The following is a 19,917-nucleotide window of genomic DNA, read 5'->3' as shown; positions in this document are numbered from 1 at the left end:
TCGCTCCTTCATGAGGCGGTCTCGGCCGCCGTCGTGCTCGGGGTGGGGACGGCTTCGGGGAAGTGGCAGGCGACCGGATGACCCGTGTCCCGGTCGACGAGCGCCGGCTCCTCGTCCCGGCATCGATCCTGGGCACGCCAGCAGCGCGTACGGAAACGGCAGCCTGACGGGGGGTTCAACGGTGAGGGAACATCTCCGCTCAGGACGATCTCGCCGCGCTCGTCGCCCCGCCAGTCGTCCAGGCTCGGCGCCGCCGACAGCAGCGCCTGCGTGTACGGGTGCGACGGCCGTTGGTAGACGCCCTCCTTGGAGCCGGTTTCCACGATCTTGCCCAGGTACATCACCGCGACCTGGTCGCAGAGGTGGCGGACGACGCCCAGGTCGTGGGAGATGAACAGGTACGCCACGCCCAGGTCGCGTTGCAGCTCGCGCAGCAGGTTGAGGATCTGCGCCCGCACCGAGACGTCCAGGGCGGACACCGCCTCGTCGCAGACGATCAGCCGGGGCCGCACGGCCAGCGCGCGGGCGATGCTGATGCGCTGCCGCTGGCCGCCGGAGAACTGGTGGGGGTACCTGTCGGCGTGCTCGGGGCGCAGTCCGACGCGGCTCAGCAGGCCGCGCACCTCCTCGTCCCACCGCTCGCGCGGCACCAGCCCGGGGTGGATCCGCCACGCCTCCTTGATCAGCGCGGCGACGGTCATGCGGGGGTTCAGCGCGGCGTACGGGTCCTGGAAGATGAGCTGGATCTCCTGGCGGAGCCTGCGCATCTCCTTGGCGGGCAGCGCCGTCAGGTCGCGGCCCTCGAACAGCACCTTGCCGCTGGAGGGCCGTACCAGGCCGACGATGGTGCGGGCGATCGTGGACTTGCCGCAGCCGGACTCGCCGACCAGCCCGACGGTCTCGCCGGGGCGCACGGTCAGGCTCACCCCGTCCACGGCCCGCACCTGCCCGCCGGGGCGGCCGATGCCGCTGCGCACGCGGTAGCCGGTGACGAGGTCCGTCAGCTCCAGCAGGGGCTCAGCGGGTGCGGGCATGCGCGATCATCTCCTCGGCGAAGTGGCAGGCGCTGGCCCGGCGCGGGCCGAGGTCACGCGGCTGCGGGTCTTCTTCGCGGCAGACGTCCCGGGCGAACGGGCAGCGCGGGTGGAAGGCGCAGCCCGTGGGCGGCGCGGCGAGGTCGGGCGGATGGCCCTCGATCGCCTCCAGCGGGGCGTCGCCGTCCCGCACGGTGGGCACCGCCCGCATCAGCCCGATCGTGTACGGGTGCGCGGGCCGCTGGTAGACCTCGGCGACGGTGCCGGTCTCGACGATGCGGCCCGCGTACATCACCGCGACCCGGTCGGCGGCGCGGGCGACCACCCCGAGGTCGTGGCTGATGAGGATCATGCCGAGCCGGTCGGCCTGCTGGCGCCGGCGCAGCAGCCGCAGGATCTGCGCCTGCACGGTGACGTCCAGCGCGGTGGTCGGCTCGTCGGCGATGAGCAGTATCGGGTCGAGCGCCAGCGCCATCGCGATCATGACGCGCTGGCGCATGCCGCCGGAGAAGCGGTGCGGGTGGTCGTTCAGCCGCCGTTCGGCGTCCGGGATGCCGACCTGGGCCATGAGCTCGGCGGCGCGGCGGCGGGCCTCGGCCCGGCCGGTGCCCCGGTGCCTGCGGAACATCTCCGCGATCTGGTAGCCCACGGTCAGCGAGGGGTTGAGCGCGCTCAGCGGGTCCTGGAAGATCATCGCGATCCGTTCGCCGCGCAGCTTCTGCCATGCGCGGTCGGGCAGGCCGACGACGTCGCGGCCCTCGATCGCGACGCGTCCACCGGCGACCCTGGCCAGCAGGGGCGTCAGCCCCATCAGCGTGTGCGCCGTGACGCTCTTGCCGCTGCCGGACTCGCCGACGATCGCCAGCGTCTCGCACTCGCCGACCTGGAACGACACCCCGCGCACGGCCCGCAGCGGGCCTCTCGGCGTGTCGAACTCCACGGCCAGGTCCTCGACCTCCAGCAGGGGTGTCCTGGTTTCGTGCACCGTCGTCAGAGCTCCGTCATCGGGTCGGAGGCGTCGCGCAGCAGGTCACCGAGGATCCCGATGCTCACCACCACCAGCGCCAGGGCGGAGCCGGGCGCGGCGGCGATCCACCAGGCCGACGCCAGGTAGTCGCGGCCCTCGGCGATCGTCGAGCCCCACGACGCCTGGGAGGAGGGCACGCCGAGGCCGAGGAAGCTCAGTGACGCCTCGGCGACCATGGTCAGCCCGACCTGTACGGTCGCCGCCACGAGCAGGGGCGGCAGGCACGACGGCAGGATGTAGTGGAGCAGCATGCGGCCGTGGGAGGCGCCCATCACCCGGGCCGAGTCCACGAACTCCCGGTCGCGGACCGCGATCGCCGAGCCGCGCACCACCCGGGCGAAGATCACCCAGCGGGTCACCGCCAGCGCGATGATGACGTTCACCATGCTCGGGCCGAGAACGCCCGCCAGCAGGATCGCGAGCAGCAGGCTGGGGAAGGCGAGCTGGATGTCGCCGATCCGGGAGATCACCCCGTCGGCCCAGCCGCCGAAGTAGCCCGACAGCAGGCCGAGCAGCAGCCCGACCGATCCGCCGACGGCCACGGTCACCAGCGCCACGGTCAGCGACGTGCGCATCCCGGCGAGGACCTCGGCCAGAACGTCCTGGCCGACCTGGTCGGTGCCCAGCCACGCGACGGCGCCGTCGGACAGCCGGCTGCCGGGCGGCAGCAGCCGGTCGACCGGGCTGGTCAGGGCGGCGTCGTAGGGCACCAGCAGCGGCCCGAGCAGGCCGGCCACCACGAACAGCGCGACGATCCCGAGGGCCAGGTGGGCACGCGCCGGCAGCCCGGCCAGCCGCTGGGTCACGGTGAGCCGCTTGGGCATGTTCGGTGACGCCGTCGCGTCGCTCCGGTCAGGGGCTTTCACTGGCATCAGGCGTTCTCCAACTGGACCCTGGGGTCGAGGTACACGTACAGCACGTCGACCAGCAGGTTGAGCATGATGTAGCAGACCGTGATGACGGTGAGGACGGCCTGGACCACCGAGTAGTCGCGGAAGGTGATCGAGTCGACCAGCAGCGACCCGATCCCGGGCCAGGCGAAGATCACCTCGACGATGACGCCGTTGGCGATGAAGTAGCCCATGAGCAGGCCCAGCATGGTCACCACCGGCACCAGGGTGTTGCGCAGCACGTGGATGTAGAAGACCACCCGGTGGCTCAGCCCCTTGGCGTACGCCGTGCGGACGTAGTCCTGGTTGGTCTCCTCCAGGACGCCCGTGCGCACGAGCCGGCCCAGCCAGCCCACGAACGGCAGCGCCAGCGTGAGAGCGGGCAGCAGCAGAGCGGCCATCGTCCCGTCGGCCGTGCTGGGCAGGATCTGCATCCACCGCGCGAAGATCAGCGACAGCATGATGCCGATCCAGAACGGCGGCAGCGCCTGACCGACCAGCGAGGACACCGAGACCAGGTGGTCGGCCCAGGTGTTGGCGCGCCGGGCGGCGAAGGTGCCGGCGAGGAATCCCAGCACCACGGTGATCACCATCGCCCACGCCGACAGGGACAGGGTCGGGCCCAGCCGTTCCAGGCAGGCGTCGAGGGCGCTGACGCCCTGCCGCCAGGACTGGCCGAAGTCGAGCCGGACGACGTCCTGCAGGTGGTGCAGGTACTGCACGAGCAGCGGGTCGCGCAGGCCGAGCTGCGTGCGCAGCGATTCCAGCGCCTCGGGGGTGGCCTGGCTGCCGAGGATGAGCTCGGCCGGGTCGCCCGGCAGCACGCGCAGCGCGATGAACACGATCGTGATGGCGCCCCAGATCTGCAGCAGCGCCTGGGCGAGGCGGCGTGCGACGAAGGCGGTCATGTGCCGCTCCCGCCGCTCGACGCCCGCACGACCAGCCGCGGCGGGAACAGGATCTGGTCGGGCCGGCCGTCGGCGTCCGGCCGCTTGAGCCGCCGCAGCATGTGGTCCACGGCCGACACGGCGATGTCGGCCGCGGGCAGCTCCACGGTGGTGAGCGAGGGGATGACGAACGGGGCGAAGGGGTGGCCGCCGTAGCCGACGACCAGTATGTCGTCGGGGATCCTCAGCCCCGCCTCGTCCGCCACCCGGTAGACGCCGAGCGCGAAGTAGTCGTTGCCGACCACGAAGGCCATGGGCCGCTGGGCGGTCCGCACGACCTCCCTGGCCAGCCGGTACGCCTCGCTCGGGTCCCATGGCATGGCGCTCTGCTCCAGCCGCCGGGTCGGCACCTTGATCATGGTGTCCGGCTCCACGGGCAGCCCGCTGTCGGCCATGGCCCGGCGGTAGCCCTCGACGCGGTCGGCGACCGAGGACACCCCCAGGTCCTCCTCCAGGAAGTAGATCTGCCTGGCGCCCATGGCGATGGCGTGCCGGGCCGCCTCGTAGCCGCCCCGGACATGGTCGACGCCCACCAGGTCGGTGTTCAGCTCGGGCACGTCACGGTTGATCAGCACGAGCGGGACGCCGGCCGAGCGGAAGCGCCGCCAGTGGTCGGCCCCTTCCTGCACCGCCACCACCAGGACGCCGTCGACGCCGCGGCGCAGCAGCTCGTCGGCCGCGCGCCGCTCGTTGGCCACGCTCTCCTCCGTCGCCATCAGCAGCAGGGAGTAGCCGTGCCTGCGGCAGTGCTGCTCCATCCCGCTGATGAGCTGGGCGTAGAACGGGTTGGACGGGTTGGTGATCACCATGCCGAGCGTGCTCGCGGAGCCCAGGACCAGCGACCGCGCCGTCACGTTCGGCACGTAGCCGAGCCGCTCGGCCTCGGCCTTGACGCGGTTCCTGGTCTCCACTCCGACGCTGTCCTTGTCGGCCAGCGCCCGCGACACGGTGTTCACCGAGACGCCGAGGCTTTCGGCCACATCTTTCAGGGTGGTACGGCGTGCGTTACGCATGCTGCCCCCAGACTCGATCGAGTTCCGCATGGATCACCCGGCGGTCGACACCGTGCGGAACTCGGGCTGGCTGTTGGCCGCGGGGACGAATCCCGTCACGGTGGAGCGCAACCCGTACGTGCTCGACAGCGCCGCGGGGAAGACGCCGACCGCGTCACGCCAGATGATCTCGCACGCCTGGCCGTACAGCGACTTGCGCTCGTCCTGGTCGGAGGTCGAGCGGGCCTTGGCGAGGATGCCGTCGAGCTCCTTGTTCCGGTAGCCCATCCGGTTGGCCGTGCTGGTGTAGAGCCTGCCGAGGGTGTAGTCGGCGTCGCCGGTGGTCACGGTGTTGACCTGGAGCTCGATGTCCCAGTCGAGGGCCGTCAGCCGCTTGATCCAGGCGGCCTTCTCGATCTGCTGCGGCTCCACGACGACGCCGACCTTGGCCCAGGCCGAGATGATCGACTGCGCCAGCTCGGTCGCCAGCGGGCCGGTGTCCTTGAACCACATCATCGAGGTGCGGATGCCGGAGCCGTGGCCGGCCTCGGCCAGCTCGCGCTTGGCCAGGTCCGGGTCGTACGGGTACGGCTGCTGCGGCGCGTGGCCGAAGACCGCGGGCGGGATCGGGGCGTCCATGACCGTGGCGGCGTCGCCGTACAGGCTGGAGACGATGCCCTTGATGTCCAGCGCGTGGTGGAGCGCGCGGCGCACGCGCGGGTCGGAGAAGGGTTTGCGTCCGCAGTTGAACCAGGCGAGGAAGTAGTTCAGGCCCGGCTTGCTCTCGATCCGCACGCCCTTGACGCCGCCCAGCCGCTTGAGCTCGTCGGGCGGGATGATCCAGGTGACGTCCACCTCGCCGTTCTGCAGCGAGGTCATGCGCGTGGAGGCCTCCGGAATGTACGGCAGGCGCAGGCCGGACAGCTTGGCGGCGCCGCCCCAGTGCTTCGCGGCGGGCTTGAGCAGGAGCTGCGAGGACGGGGTGAACGACTCGACGGCGAACGGCCCGCTGCCGATGGGCTTGCGGGACAGGTCGGCCTTGCCGATCTGCGTGGCGGGGATGACGAAGGCGAGCGTCAGGTTCACCAGCAGGGTGCCGAGGGGCTCCTTGGTGGTGATCCTGATGGTGCGCGGGTCGGGGGCCTCGACGCTGTCGACGGCGCTCCACAGGGGCTTCTGCGGGCCGTCGGAGGCGGCCAGCCGCTCCAGCGACGCCTTGACGTCGGCCGAGGTCAGCTTGGCGCCGTCGTGGAAGACGACGTCCTCGCGCAGGGTGAACTCCCACGAGGTGTCGTCGGGCTGCCGCCAGGACGTGGCCAGGCTCGGCGCGAGCTCCTCGCCCCTCCGCGTGACGAGGGTGTCGTAGATCTGCCGGTTGGCCAGCAGCGACGCCTCGTCGACCGCGCTCGCCCCGTGCGGGTCCAGGTCGTTGATGGCCTGGTAGAACGCGGCGCTGAGCGGCCGGTTCCGTCCCGGTGCCGCCGCCGTCCCCGGGGCGCCGGGGGCGCACCCGGAGACCAGGGCGGGGAGGGAGGCGCCGGCGACCCCAGCTCCCAGGAGGGTCAGGAACCGCCGCCTGCCCACTCCCTCCGTTGCTGTCATGTCCGTTCCTCTCTCAGCTCTTGAGCGCCAGGTAGATCAGGACCTTGGCCTTGGCGCCGGACCCGGTCAGGGTGCCGCGCACGCGCAGCCAGTGGCCGAACTCCCGCACCCGCCAGGACACCAGCCCCGGCTCGGTGGTGACCTGTCCGGCGTCGTCGTCGCACCAGTGCAGGCCGTCGGGAGAGATCTGGGTGGTCAGCTCCAGAGCGGGCGCCTCGCCCTCCAGAGCCAGGGTCCGCACGAACCAGCGCGCCTCCGCCGCCCACCCGGCCTCGTACGGCTCGGTCGTGAAGTCGGCGGTGAAAGTGGTGTTGCGCTCCAGAACCGCGGTAAGAGCATGCCTCATGCCGATGTTCACCAATCCACGGAAATAAGTGCGGAATCAAGGAAGAGGAAGTTGCGTACCGGGGAATGGGTGCGCACGCTCACGTAGAAATTGAGCAGGTTCTCCAGGCCGTCGTACTTGTCGGGATACTGGGGGACCGGCACCTGGCGCATGTCCATGATCCGGTCGTTGACCTGAAGCTCGATATTCGTCCGGGTCCTGGTGTCGAACTGCCAGCGCAGGTAATGCCAATTGACCTTGGTCGGGACCTCGTTGTAGCAGAGGAACTGCGGCTCCTCCTCCAGCGCGTGCCAGTCCTCCGGGCGGGGCGCGGTGAAGTCCTCGGTGGGCGACAGGTTCTCCTGGTTGTGCAGGTTCTCCCTGGGGGTGGGCTCGGGCACCACCGGGTAGACCCAGCGCCGAGTCAGCCGGTTGTCCAGGTCGGTGTTCTGGTAGCGGGCGACGCAGTGGTAGCGGATGCCCTCGCCGTCGCACAGGTCCGTGGCCACGGTGAACGCGCCGAACTGGGCCTCCGACGGGTGCAGGTTGCCGTCCCACTCGATGTCGCCGAAGCTGTTGCCGAGCGAGGAGTCGGCGGTGGCCGCCTCGCTCTTGTAGGTGAAGTACGTCTCGAACTGCACCACCCCTCGCTGCGCCATGGTCAGGCGGCGGATGGCGACGGCGGTGTGGCCCGTCACCGGCCGGGTGGCGACCTTGAGCGCGTAGTTGCCGCTCATCGCGGCGTGGGTGCCGATGTCGAAGAAATCGCACGAGCTGAGCTGCGGCGGCCGGAAGTCGCGCATGTGGACGTCGACGGTGTCGAGATCGCCGTATCCGTCGTGATTGCCGATGAGTTCGCACCAGCCGTGTGTCCCGGTGTTGAACTCGTCGAAAGCGAGGATGCGCGGCAGGGGATTGAACTTGGACAGCTTCGGATCCGCCGCGATCAGTGCGCGCCGTAGATCATCAGCCGGAACATGGGTGGTCTCCACGCTGGAGGCGTCCTTCCCATCGATGAATTCCCTGGGTGGATTAACGTTCACGTGAACGTTAATTCCAGGTTTCGAGGACGCTAACTTGTCGCGTCCGCGCATGTCAAGGGATGTCCATGAACAGGTCACGGCCCGGATGTGCCGCACGAGCCGGTCCGGCGCGGAGCCGGCCGGCTCCCGCGTGCCTCCCCGGGCAGCCGCGCGCGGACCGCAAGGTCGTCCGCGCGCGTCGAAAAGTTCGCGCCGGACGCCCGTTTCACTGGTCCTTTTTTGTGGGCCGCTTGCGGCCCTGATAGCCGTCGGAGGTCACCTAGGATCGCCGACATGATCACGAGCTTGGCGCTGAGCGCCGCCGTTCTGCTTGCCGGATCGCCGGCTCAGGCCCCGATTCAGACGTCCGCGAAGACCGTGTCGTACCGCGGGATGACCCTCCAGGTGCCCGCCATCTGGAAGGTCAAGAAGGAGGGAACCGCGTTGCACGTCCTCACCGGCACCTGCTCCAAGGCCGCCGTCGAATGCGAGGGCTTCAGGATCGGCGGACCCAACGCGATCAAGTACGGCGACGAAGGCGGCAAGTACAGCGTGAAGCGGCCCTACCAGGTCAGCAGTGGGGTCACCGAGTGCGTGACGGACAAGAAGTACGACACGGGCACCGCGAAGAACCTGTACTCCGGGTATCGCAAGATCGGGACCAAGAAGGCCCACTACACCACCTGGGAGATCTCCTGCAACGCGAAGTCCGGCAAGCCGGCGCCGGGTCACTCCTACGACCAGGCCGTCTGGTATGTGCCCGCCTCGAAGGTGATCGTGGTGGACGAGTTCGGCACCGAAGGGCTGGAGGACATCCTCGCCAAGGCTCGCTGGAGCTAGTCTCCGGCCCCGCAGTCGGCCGGCCCCGGATGGCCGGCCACGGTAGGAGAGCCGCCCGCTCACAGCAGCCGCCCGCTCACAGCAGCCGTCCGCTCACAGCAGCCGGGCGGCGAGTTCCTCCCATTGACGCGACGGCGGCTCGTCGGGTGTGGCGGTGATCACGTGCAGGCTGACGTGATCCGCGCCGGCGTCGAGATGCTCCCCGACGCGACGGGCGACGTCGTCGGGGTCACCGGTGGCCACCAGTGCCTCGACCAGCTGGTCGTCGAGCGACTCGGCGTCGTCGAATCCCAGGTCGCGCAGCAGCGTGAGCCGGTTGGGCAGGGCGGCGGCCGCGTGGGCGCGGGCCAGCTCGGCCGCCCCCGAGCGGGACGGCTCCAGGACGACGAGCTGGGTGACGGCCGGCAGCGCCTGTGGCCCGAGCAGCTTCCGGGCCGGTCGGGTGTGCTCGACCGGCATGCCCAGCGGGTGGGCGCCCCACGAGCGTTCGCCGGCGAGCTGGATCATCTTCGGGCCCAGCGCGGCCACGACCCGCGGCGGGGCGGTGGCCGGCGGGCCGAACGGGGCGGCGTCGATCGCGTCCAGGTAGGCGCGCATGGTCGCCACCGGTGGGCCGAACCGGTGCCCGCGCACGTCGGCGACCAGAACCGGATGGCTGACACCCGGACCCAGCAGGAACCGCCCGGGGAACGCCTCCGCCAGGGTGCGCTGCGCGGCCGCGGCGCTGACCGCGTCACGCGCGTAGATGCCGGCGGTGCCGGTGGTGACGACGGTCCGCCTCACCCGCCCAGATGCCGACCCGTCCGAGGTCGAGCCTGCTCATCGGTCCTGCCGTGAGGCGTCCTGCCGCGCGATGTCCTGTCGCGCGTTGTCCTGCTGCGCGCTGTCCTGCTTCGTGGCGCCCTGCTCGGCCAGGAAGCTCTTGATCTGGGCCGCTCCGCCGCGGGCCAGCCAGGTGGGCAGGTCCATCAGGCCGGGGTGCAGGGCGCGGGTGAAGGCGACGTCGGCGCGGTAGCCGCGCTCGTTGAGCCAGATGTAGGAGTAGGCGAAGTCCTCGCCGAACTCGGCGATCGCCTCGACGGGGATCTGGACGTAGGGCAGTGACAGCCCGACGGCCTTGGAGATGGCGGCGGCGATCTGTACGGGGGTCAGTTCGTCTCCGGCCAGGTCGACGGCGCGGCCGATCCACTCCTGCGGCCGGGCGAACGCCAGCGCGGTGAACACCCCGACGTCGTCCACGGCCATGATCTGCTGGGGCACGTCCGCCGCGAAGGCGGTGGTCACGGTGCCGCCGTGCAGGTGGTAGGGGCCGGTGTAGTTCTCCATGAAGGAGACCGGGCGCAGGAAGGTCGCCGGCAGGCCCAGCCGGGTGATGTGCTGTTCGATGCGCCATTTGCTCACCACGTTCTGCGGCAGCTTCTCGGTGTCGTGACGGCCGGCGCCGGCGAGCGACGCGTAGACCAGGTGCCGCACACCGGCGGCGTGGGCCGCGTCGGCGACTTTGCGGCCCCAGCGCACCTCGTCGTCGGCGCCGAAGCCCGGCGCGGTGCCGGGGGAGCCGACGGTGGGCTGGACGCTGAAGACGCCGTGGGCGCCTTCCGCTGCGGCGACGAGCGAGGCGAGGTCGTCCATCTCGGCGCTGACGAGCTCCGCGCCCGCCTGCGCCAGCGTCCGGGCCGCGGGGGAGTTCGCGTCGCGCGTCACCGCTCGTACCCGCCGGCCCTCGGCCAGCAGCCGCGCCGTCACGGCGCGGCCCTGCAGGCCGGTCGCCCCCACCACCACGATGGTCTTCACGATGTGTCCCCACTCGGTAGGCATGCGGAGGCCACCCGTCTAAGTGGGGTGCCCCTCCGGTTCTGATCGAGTACGATATGGAGGGCCACCCCGTTTTGCAAGTTCGCCGCCTGATCAGCTCGGTGACCAGGCGCGTCGTACCGTCATCGCACGGGGCGGAAAGCCTGTGTTTACCGCTGGTCGACGTCGTGTCATCATGCGCTCACCGTCTGCCGATGGGAGCGCAGTGATTCGCGACTTACTGACCGTTCTGCGGTGCGCCCGGCCGGCGATCGCCCTTCCCATCGCGCTCAAGGACGCCGTCGCCTGCGCCCCCGCCGCCGTGCGCGACTTCGAGCGGGCCGTGGAGCCGATCGTCCGCGGTGTGCTGTGCGAGCCCGAGAGGGCGGCGATGATCGCCTCCCTGCGCGGCACCGCGCTGACCTTCAACGTCGGCATCCACGCCTACGCCAGGATGGCGGGCCGGCCCTGCGACGGGGAGCTGGTCATGCTCGCCGGATCGGTCGCGCGGCTCTACGACGACATGATCGACAACGGCGGCGACGCGGAGATCGACGCGTGGGTGGCGTCCCTGTTCAAGGGCGACGGGTCCAAGGCCGACGGGTCCGTAGCCGATGGGTTCAGAGCCGATGGGTTAGGAGCCGATGGGTTAGGAGCCGGCGGGCATCCCGTGGCCCGCTATCAGCACCGGCGCCTGCTGGCCGCGCTCTACGAGGAGATCCGCCGCCGTGCTCCCGGCGAGCTCTGGCACACCGCGCTGCTCGAACTGCACGACTACCAGGTGCTCTCCCGCCGGCAGCGTGATCCCGCCACCCCGGCGGCACAGCTCGGCAAGATCACTCGCGGGAAGGGCGGGCTGGCGTGCGTCGTGCTGTTCGGGATGGTGCACCCGGACATGAGCGTGGTGCAGCGCGACGCGGTCATGGAGGCGGGCGAGGCGCTGCAGCTCCTGGACGACTACCTCGACCAGGACGCCGACCTCCGCGACGGCATCGGCACCCCGCTCAATCGGGGCGAGGTGAGCCTGGCCGAGGTGGGCGCGCGGCTGCGGGCCCTGCGGCCCCGGCTGGCGGCCTGCTACGGGCGAGCCGCCGCCCGGCCCTTCGCCGCGACGCTCCTCCTCGTCCTGGTGGCTGACGTGCTCAAACGCCACAGGCACGGACGCGGCGGGACGACAGACACCCCGCTGGGCCTGCTGCTGGCCGGCGGCACCCACGCCATCCCCCCGAAGAGGGCCTCATAGATGCGCAAGCTGCAGACGGCGGTTCTCGTCATCCTCCCGCTGGCGTTCGTCCTCCTGGCCGTCGTACGGCTGGCGGTGGGCGGGTGGTCCAACGTGGAGGCGGTCATCGCCGCCGCCGCCCTCGTCGTGGCCTACATCGGCACGCTGCGGGGTGCCCGGCTCCCGAACGACGCCTCCGACCTGGCCGACAGGCTGGCCGACGAGGTCATGAAGGCGGCCAGGCGGGAGGCGGGCAACCGCGACGTCCCCGACAGCCGTGGCATCCCGATCCGGTGCGAGTCGGGCGGCGAGCTGCCCGGGACGATCGAGGAGCTGGCCGACCACCTCCTCACCATGAAAGGGCGCGTGGTGGTGACAGGGGGGCGAGGCTCGGGCAAGACCACGCTCGGCCTGCTCCTGGCGCTGCGCATGTCCTCGGTGCGGCACCGGCCGATCCCGGTCACGCTGCCGCTGTCGTCGTGGGAGCCACGGCTGGCCCTGCGCGAGTGGGTGGCGCTGCGGCTGGTCACCGAGTTCCCGTTCCTGCGGGCGGCTCCCCTCGCGTTGGAACGACTGATCAGGAGCGGCAGCCTGCTGGCCGTGTTCGACGGCTTCGACGAGGTGCCGCCCGCGCGGCGTGCCGACGTGGTCAGGGCCATCGACGAGGACTGGTCCGGCTCGCCGTACGTGCTGACCAGCCGCGTCGAGGCGTACGCCGGCCCCGTCACTCGCAGGCTCGCCGGGACGCCGGTGGCGCGGCTGCTGCCGGTGGACGGCGCGGGGGCCGCCGGATACCTCGAGTCGCGCTGGGGCGACGTGCCGGCGGCCGCCGCGCTGGTCGCCCGGCTGCGCGCGGAGCCGCGAGGTCCGCTGGCCGAGGCCCTCGACACCCCGTTGATGATCTTCCTGGCGGCCCGCACCTGCGAGAGCGGCCACACCCCGAGCGTCGACGGCACCGCCGTACGGATCAGGCAGGGTCTGGTCGCGGGGTTCGTGCCGGCCGTCTACCGGCCGGAACCGGAGGCCGATCAGCGGTGGGACCCCGAACAGGCGGCCCGCCACCTCCGGTTCCTGGCCGAGTTCCTGCGCCGCCGGGGGACCGGCGACCTGGCCTGGTGGGAGCTGCACCAGGCGCTGCCCCGCGCGGTGGTCCCCAGCGTCCAGACCGTGCTCGGGATGGCCATCTTCGTGCCGCTCTGCACCGCCGTGACCGTGCTGTTCGGGCTGGGAGCGGTCGGCTGGTGGTTCGGCCTGGCGATCGGGCTGACCGGTGGCCTCACGGTGTCGCTGGCCAGGCAGCACTACCCGCGTGAGGCGGGGCCGAAGCTCCGCAAGACACTGACCCGGCGCTACCTGCTCCGCCGCCTCGGCCAGGGCCTGGTGTGCGTGACGCCCGGCATGGTGATCGTCCTGGTGCTGTACGACGGGGTGACGTACGCGTTCACCGAGGGAGCGGTGTTCCTGGTCGGCTTCCTGGCCGCCTCCCTCGCCCTTGCCCCGGCCAACGCCGACAAGGCCGGCACGCCCGACGGCTTCCTGCGCAACGACCGGGCGGCCGTGCTGCTGGCCTTCGCCGCGGGCGGCCTGGTCGGGCTCGCCGTGGGCGCCTACCTCGGCTGGTGGATGGAGACCGGGCTACGGGTCAGGGACCATGTGTGGCTGCTCACACTGGGCCGGTGGCAGCAGACGCTCATCGGCGCCGCCTGCGGCGCGGTGCTCGGCACGGTCGGGTTCGGCGTCACGATGATGGCGCCGAGCGCCTGGGGGCGGTTCATCGACGTCCGGCTGTGGTTCGCGTGGCGGCGGGCGCTGCCCCTGCGGCTGATGACGTTCCTGCACGACGCCTACGAGCGCGGAGTGCTCCGCCGTACCGGGCCCTACTACCAGTTCAGGCACGAGCTGCTGCAGGATCAGGCCGCAGCGGGGCTGCGACCGCCGGCGTCAGGAGCACCCGCCCCGCCAGCGCCCAGACCGTGACCCGGCCGCTCGCGCCGATGACGTAGCTCGCCTCGGGGAAGCGCACGCGGCCGCTGTCCGGCGGAAAGGCCGCGTGCCGTATCTCCAGCTCCGCGCGCGTGCGGCGGACCCGCTCGACCGTGACCCGGTCTCCCGCCGCGGGCCGGTAACCGAACTCCAGGACCACCTCCGCGCCGGGCGCGGCCCGCGTCAGCGCCGCCACGTCGCCGGCCCTGGTCAGGTCGCAGACCCGGCCGCCGACCGTGCAGCGCAGGATGTCGAAGCCGTGCCCGCGCAGGACCCGTGTCTGCGCGGCCAGCCAGGCGGGCTCGAACCGGCACTGGGCCCGCGACAGCTGCCGCAGCGCCACGACCCGCGCCACCACGAATCCCGCCGTCAGCCAGGTGGCGGCTGAGAAGGCGGGATGCGGGGTGAAGGTCGCCGCCAGCGCCAGCCCGGCGGTGAGCACCGCCCAGCCGACCGTCGCCGCGGGGGCCCGCTCAGGCGCCGGCCAGGCCAGCGCTCGCCGGACCACCACCGGCACCCCCGACAACGGCACCAGCGGGACCGGCAGGTCAGGGCGGGAGTACTCGGGCCCGTAGGTAACCGGCATCTTGCCAGTATCACCCGAGACGCCTCCCGGCGTTACTCACCGGCCCGTCCCGCCCGCGTCCCCCGGCGAACTGGCGCTTACGTCGGTCTTAGGTAGTTCGCTGCACTGTTGGCCCATTGCATACCTGTCGGGAGGACGAGATGACCCCTGGGCCGGACGGATTCGGCACCGCGGAGACCCTGGCGAACGAGCCACCGCCCGGACGCCGCTTCCCCCGCTCCCTGCTGCTCGTCGCCGCCACCTCGCTCGCCCTGGTCACGGGTGCCGGCGTGGCCGCCGCGGCGGTGCTGTCACCCGCGCCGTCACCGTCGCCGTCGGCGAGCCCGTCCGGTACGCCGTCCGCCACTCCTTCCGGAGCCCCTTCCGACAGGGCGCCGGGCTGGAGACACAGGACGGGCATCGGCGGTCCGCCCATCCACGGCGAGTACGTCGTCCCCGACGGTGGGGGCGCGTACGTGACCGTCGCCACCCAGTACGGCGACGTCACGGCCGTCGACCAGGACTCGGTCACCGTCAAGAGCGAGGACGGCTACACCAAGGAGTACGCGGTCAACGCCGACACCCGGATCAACCGCGGCAGCGGCGGCATCGACACGGTCAAGACCGGGCAGAAGGTCATGGTCATGGCCAAGGTGGACGGCGGCACGGCCACTGCCGTCGCGATCCGCGACCGGACCCTGCGCGACTGGACCCTGCGCGACCGGAGCCCGCGCGACCGGAGCCCGCGCGACCGGACCCTGCGCGACGGGACCCCGCCCGACGGGACGCTGCGGGACGGGCAGGGCCGGTTCGGCTGGGGAGACCGCCGGCACCGGGGCGACCAGCCCGGACAGCCCACCTCCTCGCCCTCACCGACCGCCGCCCCCACGACGACCTCCTGACACCGACCCGAACCGAACCGACCCGAACCGACACCGGCCCGAACCGACACCGGCCCGAACCGACACCGGCCCGAACCGACACCGCCTCCGGCGGCCAGGCCGGTCGTCCCCGGGCCTGGCGGGCGAGCGGGCGGCTGCCCTAGGGTGGGCTCCTCAACAGCTGATCATGAAGAGGAGTTTGCCGATGCATGCCTTGCGGAAAGCGCTGCGGAAGGTCGCCGCGGTCGCCCTGGGCGCCGGTGTGCTGGCCGGATCGCTCGTGGCGTGGAGCGCCCCGGCGTCGGCGGGCGTGGCCTGCGGCGGGACGCGCATCGAGTCGCAACCCCTGAAGAACGTCTCCGGAACGACGATCGGCTGGCTCAACGTCTACTGGGACGGCACCAACAACTGCGCCGAGATGCAGTCGTCCGGAGCCACCTGGGGCAAGCGCAAGTGGATGGTCGCCGCGATCTCCTCGTGCCGCCTGTCCGACAAGGGCTCGACCTACTGCCACACCATCGACGACGACTCCAACTCCGGCAACTTCGAGTACTACGCCGGCCCCGCCCGCGTCAACGGCGTCGGCCGGTGCATCGCGGCCTGGGGCGAGATCAGCGACCTGCCCGGCGACAACCACGTCTACCAGGTGTTCACCAAGCCGTACGTCGGCCACTGCTGACCTGCCGCCCCCGGCCGGCCCGCGCGGCGTGCACGGCCGGGGCATGGTCGCGGAGCCGGCCCACCCCCGCGAGGCCCTCCACCGCAACCGAGCATCGGACCGGCTCGTCAGCGGCGCCACGTACCGGTTCCGGCACCGCGAACACCAGGACTTCCTGACCCCGCCCGGGAACGCCGGCGACACATGAGCCGTCGCGATGACCCTGTCAGGACCGGCGGACCGCGGAGACGTCGAACTCCAGCGTCACCTTCGGGCTGACCATGATCCTTGTCGCGGCGTTCCCGTTCACGCCCCAGTCGTTGCGGTCGATCGTGACACTGCCCTTGAAGCAGACGCGGATGCCGCTACGCGGGTCCTTCCCCGCGCCGGTCAGCTCGAGGTCCACGGTGACCGCCCTGGTCACGCCGCGAACGGCCAGGTCGCCGGTGACCTCGAAGCGGGTCTCGTCGACCTGCTCCACCTGGGACGAGGTGAAGGTGATGGCCGGATGGTGGTCGATGTCCAGGAATGTGCCGCGCAGCTGGTCGTCGCGCTGCCGGTTGCGGGTCTGGATGCTTTTCGCCTCGATGGTGAGGCGTGCGCTGGACTTCGCCGGGTCGTCGCCGTCCAGGTACGCGCTGCCCTCGAACGCGTCGAACCGCCCGCGCACCCTGGTCGCCATCGCGTGCCGGGCGACGAACCCGATCCGCGTGCGGGCGGTGTCGAACACGTAGTCGCCGGTCAGCTCGCTGAGCTCGGTCATGGTTGACATTGCTCGGTCACTCCTGCTGGGAAGGGGTCCTTGTCGTCTGTGCTCCACCGGCAGTACGACGAGGCAGCCCCTCGGAATGTCAGGCGAGCCGCCGGCCTCACATTCCGGGGGGCTGTTCCGTCGATCTGGTGAGAGCAGCCGCGACAAAGGGAAAGTCGGCGACACCATGAGCACCACCGCATCCGGGCCAGGAGATGACCGGTTCGACCCGAGCCTGAGCGCGATCATGAGCGAGCGGCGTCAGCTGATCAATGTCGCCTACCGGCTCCTGGGCTCGCTGGCCGACGCCGAGGACGTCGTGCAGGAGACCTACGCGCGCTGGTACGCCATGTCCCGGCAGCAGCAGGAGGCCATCGAGTCACCCGGCGCCTGGCTGACGACGGTCGCCGGCCGCATCTGCCTCGACCTGCTCGGCTCGGCACGGGCCCGGCGGGAGAAATACGTGGGTGAATGGATTCCCGAGCCGCTGCCCGACCGTACGGAGTGGATCAGCGGCCGGCCGGGCGGCACCATGGCCGACCCGGCCGACCGGGTCACCCTGGACGAGACGGTCAGCATGGCCTTCCTCGTGGTGCTCGAAGCGATGACCCCGGCCGAGCGCGTCGCGTTCGTCCTGCACGACGTCTTCCGCTACTCCTTCGCCGAGGTGGCCGAGATCGTCGGCCGTAGCCCGGCGGCCTGCCGTCAGCTGGCCTTCTCGGCCCGGCGTCGCCTCCGCGCGTCGCAGACTCCCGCGATCCCGCCCGCGCGTCAGGCCGGCCTCGTCCGGGACTTCAAGCTGGCGTGGGAGGCCAAGGACATCGACGCCCTCATCGGCCTGCTGGCCCCGGACGCCACCGCGATCGCCGACGGCGGCGGCCTGGTCGACGCCATGCTGCTCCCTGTCGAGGGCGGCGAGCAGATCGCGCGCTACCTGGTCGACATCGCCGCCAGGGCGCCCGATCTGACGATCCTGGAGCGCACCGTCAACGGCCGGCCCGGCCTGGTGGCCCAGCAGGACGGCGTCACCGTGCTGGTGATGGCGTTCGACGTCGCGGCGGACCGGATCACGAACCTCTGGGCGGTACGCAACCCCGACAAGCTCCGGCCCTGGACGACCGGCTGACGCGCGCCGGCGGGTGGTCACCACGCTGCGCGCGGTGAGTTGCCCTCACCCGGACGCTCGCCGACGGTGATCGGCACCGAGCCGGCCGCGCCGTCGGCGAGGCCGACCCGGTGGGCGCGCCACCCGTGCACGTACAGGAGGTGCTCGCCGGTCCCGTCGACGCTGAAGCGCAGGCTCAGCGAGGCGTCGCGTGGCAGCTCCGGCCGGGCCAGGACCTGCGCCGGCCCGCCGGTCACGGGGACGCGTTCGACGGTGTGCCCCGAGGCGTAGATCAGCGCGCCGCCGTCGGGGGTGTGGGCCACCGACTCGATCGGCCTGGCGTCCATGGAGCTCTTGACGATCCGGGACGCGGCGCTGTCCGGGCCGGTGCCCAGGCGGGCGAGGTCGAGCAAGGCGAGGGCCCGGCCACCCAGCACGTAGGCGAGCGAGCGGCCGTCCGGGGCCCAGGACAGGCCCGTCACCATGGAGTGCGTCAACGTCTTCCAGTCTCGGCGCCGGCCGGTGGCGACGTCGAGCACGGAGATCTTGGCGCCACCTCCGATGAGCGCCGTGGCGTAGGCCAGCCGGGTGCCGTCGGCGCTGAGGGCGAGGTCGTAGATCGCACTGAGGTCGTCGGGGTCGGTCTGCGTGACAGCCACCGGCTTCTCGGGGCGGCCGTCGTCGCCGAGCCGCACCAGGAAGAAACGGATTTCCGTCTTCGGTCCTGTCCAGCCGGCGATGGCGAACGTGCGGTTGTCCCGGGCGGCGGCCACGAGGTGCCAGGAGCCGGCGATTCCGGGCGGTAGCGAGATGTTCGCGACGAACGCCCCGGTCTCGGCGTTGTGCACGGCGGGCGGCACCGGCGTGAAGACGCCGCTCTTGGAGCCCTCGGGAAAGTGGACGAGCGGAGTTCGCGCGGAGACGAAGAAGCGCGGCCGGCCCGTCGTCGGCAGGGGTGTTCCGGTCGCCATGGGGTCGGCCAGGGAGGTCGCCATCGGGAACGGGTGCTCTACGGGGCCCGAGGACATCATGGGCGAGGGCCGCGGCAGGAGCACCGTGGACGACGGCTGTGGCGAAGAAGCGGGCGGCTGGGGCGCGTTGACGAGCGACACCCGGTCGGCGGCCGGATCGGCGCACCCGGCGACCAGGACGGCCAGGGCCAAGCCCGCCAGCGTGGCGGACGCACGGGAGGACATGCAGCGATCATGTAGGAGAGCGGCCTTCTTGACCAGGGCGAGGCCGTCGGCCGTCAACCGGATCGACGAGCTGGTTCGACGGCCGTCGCACGCCGGAGGCCGCCGCCCCTCAGGTCCCGGTCGATCTCGTCACCGGGCTCTGCGGTGGTGTCGGCTGCTCGCCGTGCCAGCTGGCCAGGAAACGGAGCGCTGCGTCGCTGGGCGAACCCGGCTCGGCCAGGTAGGTCACCAGCACCTGGTCGGGATCGTCGCCGACCCGCAGGCTCTCGTAATCGAGGAGCAGCTCGCCGACGAGCGGGTGATCGAGGTGGACCCTGCCGTTCGAGCGTTCCTTGACGTCGTGCTCGGCCCACAGGCGGCGGAAGTCGGGGCTCCGCATCGACAGCTCCCCGATCAGCGTGGCGAGCTCCTGGTCGTCGGGATGGCGGCCGGCGTCGAGCCGCAGGAAGGCCACGGTCTCGCGGGCCTTGTCCTCCCAGCTGAGGTAGAGGGCCCGCACGGCGTCGTCGAGGAACACCAGGCGCGCGCAGTTGATATCCTCTTGCGCCGTATCGGAGCCGCCGAACAGCACAAGGGCGGCCAGCCGGTTGCAGGCGAGCAGCTCGCTGCGGCGGCCGATGAGGAACGCGGGACACCCGTGCGCGTCGAGCAGCCGCTGGATCGTGGGCCGCACACGCTGCGACGGCCTTCGCACCGTACGGGACCGGCGCACAGGGCGGCCCACGTTGCGCAGGTGGGCCTGCTCGGCCTCGTCCAGCCGCAACGCGCGGGCGATCGCGCCGAGGATCTCGTCGGAGACGTTGGTGGCACGCCCCTGCTCCAGGCGCACGTAGTACGGCACGCTCACCCCGGCGAGCAGGGCAACCTCCTCGCGGCGGAGGCCCGCGACCCTCCGGCGCTCCCCGTAGGTGGGGAGTCCGGCGTCCTCGGGCCGCACGCGTGCCCGGCGCGAGCGGAGGAACGCGCCCAATTCTCGGTCCATGTCCACGCCCCCCAGTATCGGACATTTCGCCTGCGTTCCCCTGACCCTGCCAGTACCACCCTCACCAAGGTCCTGGCTGTCCCCGTACGGCAGGCCGGAGC

At 71.7% G+C, this 19,917-nt stretch carries 21 protein-coding genes; 7 read left to right on the top strand and 14 right to left on the bottom strand.

Annotation, left to right across the window (positions count from 1 at the left end; genetic code table 11):
• Positions 1 to 8: 8 nt before the first annotated feature.
• The 8 genes from ABZS51_RS17510 to ABZS51_RS17475 all read right to left on the bottom strand — a co-directional run bounded on the left by ABZS51_RS17510 (position 9) and on the right by ABZS51_RS17475 (position 7,809).
• Positions 9 to 1,034: a dipeptide ABC transporter ATP-binding protein gene (locus tag ABZS51_RS17510; protein ID WP_355441654.1), complete on the bottom strand. Its 1,026-nt coding sequence runs from the start codon at positions 1,032 to 1,034 to the stop codon at positions 9 to 11.
• Complete coding sequence (locus ABZS51_RS17505) at positions 1,018 to 2,019, bottom strand: ABC transporter ATP-binding protein (protein WP_355441650.1); 1,002 nt, start codon at positions 2,017 to 2,019, stop codon at positions 1,018 to 1,020. The genes ABZS51_RS17510 and ABZS51_RS17505 overlap by 17 nt, the downstream gene beginning before the upstream one ends.
• 5 nt (positions 2,020 to 2,024) lie before the next feature.
• The gene (locus ABZS51_RS17500) at positions 2,025 to 2,933 is read right to left on the bottom strand and encodes an ABC transporter permease (protein ID WP_355441647.1); all 909 of its coding nucleotides are present in this window, start codon (positions 2,931 to 2,933) and stop codon (positions 2,025 to 2,027) included.
• Entirely contained in the window at positions 2,933 to 3,859 is a 927-nt protein-coding gene (locus ABZS51_RS17495) for an ABC transporter permease (RefSeq protein ID WP_355441644.1), read from the bottom strand. Before ABZS51_RS17495 ends, ABZS51_RS17500 begins: the two co-directional genes overlap by 1 nt.
• Positions 3,856 to 4,878 carry a LacI family DNA-binding transcriptional regulator gene (locus ABZS51_RS17490; RefSeq protein WP_310712517.1) on the bottom strand — a complete coding sequence of 341 codons (1,023 nt, stop codon included), beginning with the start codon at positions 4,876 to 4,878 and terminating at the stop codon, positions 3,856 to 3,858. Before ABZS51_RS17490 ends, ABZS51_RS17495 begins: the two co-directional genes overlap by 4 nt.
• 66 nt (positions 4,879 to 4,944) lie before the next feature.
• Entirely contained in the window at positions 4,945 to 6,492 is a 1,548-nt protein-coding gene (locus tag ABZS51_RS17485; protein ID WP_355441641.1) for an ABC transporter substrate-binding protein, read from the bottom strand.
• A gap of 13 nt (positions 6,493 to 6,505) precedes the next feature.
• Positions 6,506 to 6,838 carry a hypothetical protein gene (locus tag ABZS51_RS17480; protein ID WP_355441638.1) on the bottom strand — a complete coding sequence of 111 codons (333 nt, stop codon included), beginning with the start codon at positions 6,836 to 6,838 and terminating at the stop codon, positions 6,506 to 6,508.
• A gap of 8 nt (positions 6,839 to 6,846) precedes the next feature.
• Positions 6,847 to 7,809 (bottom strand): DUF6772 family protein, encoded by a 963-nt coding sequence (locus tag ABZS51_RS17475; RefSeq protein ID WP_355441635.1) that lies wholly within the window; start codon positions 7,807 to 7,809, stop codon positions 6,847 to 6,849.
• A 324-nt stretch (positions 7,810 to 8,133) separates the two neighbouring features.
• Here ABZS51_RS17475 and ABZS51_RS17470 point away from each other — a divergent pair, with 324 nt between their 5' ends.
• On the top strand, positions 8,134 to 8,679 hold the full coding sequence (locus ABZS51_RS17470; RefSeq protein ID WP_355441632.1) for a hypothetical protein: 546 nt from the start codon (positions 8,134 to 8,136) through the stop codon (positions 8,677 to 8,679).
• Positions 8,680 to 8,772: 93 nt separating this feature from the next.
• Here the strand turns inward: ABZS51_RS17470 and ABZS51_RS17465 are convergent, their stop codons facing one another.
• Entirely contained in the window at positions 8,773 to 9,462 is a 690-nt protein-coding gene (locus tag ABZS51_RS17465; protein ID WP_355441629.1) for an LLM class flavin-dependent oxidoreductase, read from the bottom strand.
• A gap of 36 nt (positions 9,463 to 9,498) precedes the next feature.
• Entirely contained in the window at positions 9,499 to 10,473 is a 975-nt protein-coding gene (locus ABZS51_RS17460) for an NmrA/HSCARG family protein (protein WP_355441627.1), read from the bottom strand.
• Positions 10,474 to 10,699: 226 nt separating this feature from the next.
• On the opposite strand from ABZS51_RS17460, the gene ABZS51_RS17455 reads away from it, so the two are divergent.
• Positions 10,700 to 11,716, top strand: a complete 1,017-nt coding sequence (locus ABZS51_RS17455; RefSeq protein ID WP_355441624.1) for a hypothetical protein — start codon at positions 10,700 to 10,702, stop codon at positions 11,714 to 11,716.
• Positions 11,717 to 13,672, top strand: coding sequence for a hypothetical protein (locus ABZS51_RS17450; protein WP_355441621.1), 1,956 nt, complete (start codon positions 11,717 to 11,719; stop codon positions 13,670 to 13,672).
• Here the strand turns inward: ABZS51_RS17450 and ABZS51_RS17445 are convergent.
• On the bottom strand, positions 13,584 to 14,264 hold the full coding sequence (locus tag ABZS51_RS17445; RefSeq protein WP_355441617.1) for a hypothetical protein: 681 nt from the start codon (positions 14,262 to 14,264) through the stop codon (positions 13,584 to 13,586). The two genes, ABZS51_RS17450 and ABZS51_RS17445, sit on opposite strands and share 89 nt — an antisense overlap.
• A gap of 140 nt (positions 14,265 to 14,404) precedes the next feature.
• Here ABZS51_RS17445 and ABZS51_RS17440 point away from each other — a divergent pair, with 140 nt between their 5' ends.
• From ABZS51_RS17440 to ABZS51_RS17430, 3 genes are all read left to right on the top strand, one after another.
• On the top strand, positions 14,405 to 15,145 hold the full coding sequence (locus ABZS51_RS17440; protein ID WP_355441614.1) for a hypothetical protein: 741 nt from the start codon (positions 14,405 to 14,407) through the stop codon (positions 15,143 to 15,145).
• A 184-nt stretch (positions 15,146 to 15,329) separates the two neighbouring features.
• Positions 15,330 to 15,803, top strand: a complete 474-nt coding sequence (locus ABZS51_RS17435) for a hypothetical protein (RefSeq protein WP_355441610.1) — start codon at positions 15,330 to 15,332, stop codon at positions 15,801 to 15,803.
• A gap of 43 nt (positions 15,804 to 15,846) precedes the next feature.
• Positions 15,847 to 15,990, top strand: coding sequence for a hypothetical protein (locus ABZS51_RS17430; protein ID WP_355441607.1), 144 nt, complete (start codon positions 15,847 to 15,849; stop codon positions 15,988 to 15,990).
• Positions 15,991 to 16,008: 18 nt separating this feature from the next.
• Here the strand turns inward: ABZS51_RS17430 and ABZS51_RS17425 are convergent, their stop codons facing one another.
• Positions 16,009 to 16,545 (bottom strand): YceI family protein, encoded by a 537-nt coding sequence (locus tag ABZS51_RS17425; protein WP_355441604.1) that lies wholly within the window; start codon positions 16,543 to 16,545, stop codon positions 16,009 to 16,011.
• Positions 16,546 to 16,720: 175 nt separating this feature from the next.
• Between ABZS51_RS17425 and sigJ the strand changes: the two genes are divergently transcribed.
• On the top strand, positions 16,721 to 17,659 hold the full coding sequence (gene sigJ / locus ABZS51_RS17420; RefSeq protein WP_355441600.1) for an RNA polymerase sigma factor SigJ: 939 nt from the start codon (positions 16,721 to 16,723) through the stop codon (positions 17,657 to 17,659).
• A gap of 17 nt (positions 17,660 to 17,676) precedes the next feature.
• Here sigJ and ABZS51_RS17415 read toward each other — a convergent pair whose 3' ends face one another.
• Together ABZS51_RS17415 and ABZS51_RS17410 are read right to left on the bottom strand one after the other, a co-directional pair.
• Complete coding sequence (locus tag ABZS51_RS17415) at positions 17,677 to 18,834, bottom strand: hypothetical protein (RefSeq protein ID WP_355441596.1); 1,158 nt, start codon at positions 18,832 to 18,834, stop codon at positions 17,677 to 17,679.
• 109 nt (positions 18,835 to 18,943) lie between these two features.
• Entirely contained in the window at positions 18,944 to 19,816 is an 873-nt protein-coding gene (locus tag ABZS51_RS17410) for a helix-turn-helix transcriptional regulator (RefSeq protein WP_355441593.1), read from the bottom strand.
• Positions 19,817 to 19,917: the final 101 nt, after the last annotated feature.

It is taken from the genome of Nonomuraea sp. NPDC005501 (assembly GCF_040605905.1).
Lineage (GTDB): Bacteria > Actinomycetota > Actinomycetes > Streptosporangiales > Streptosporangiaceae > Nonomuraea.
This window is presented reverse-complemented; position numbering and strand designations above follow the sequence as displayed.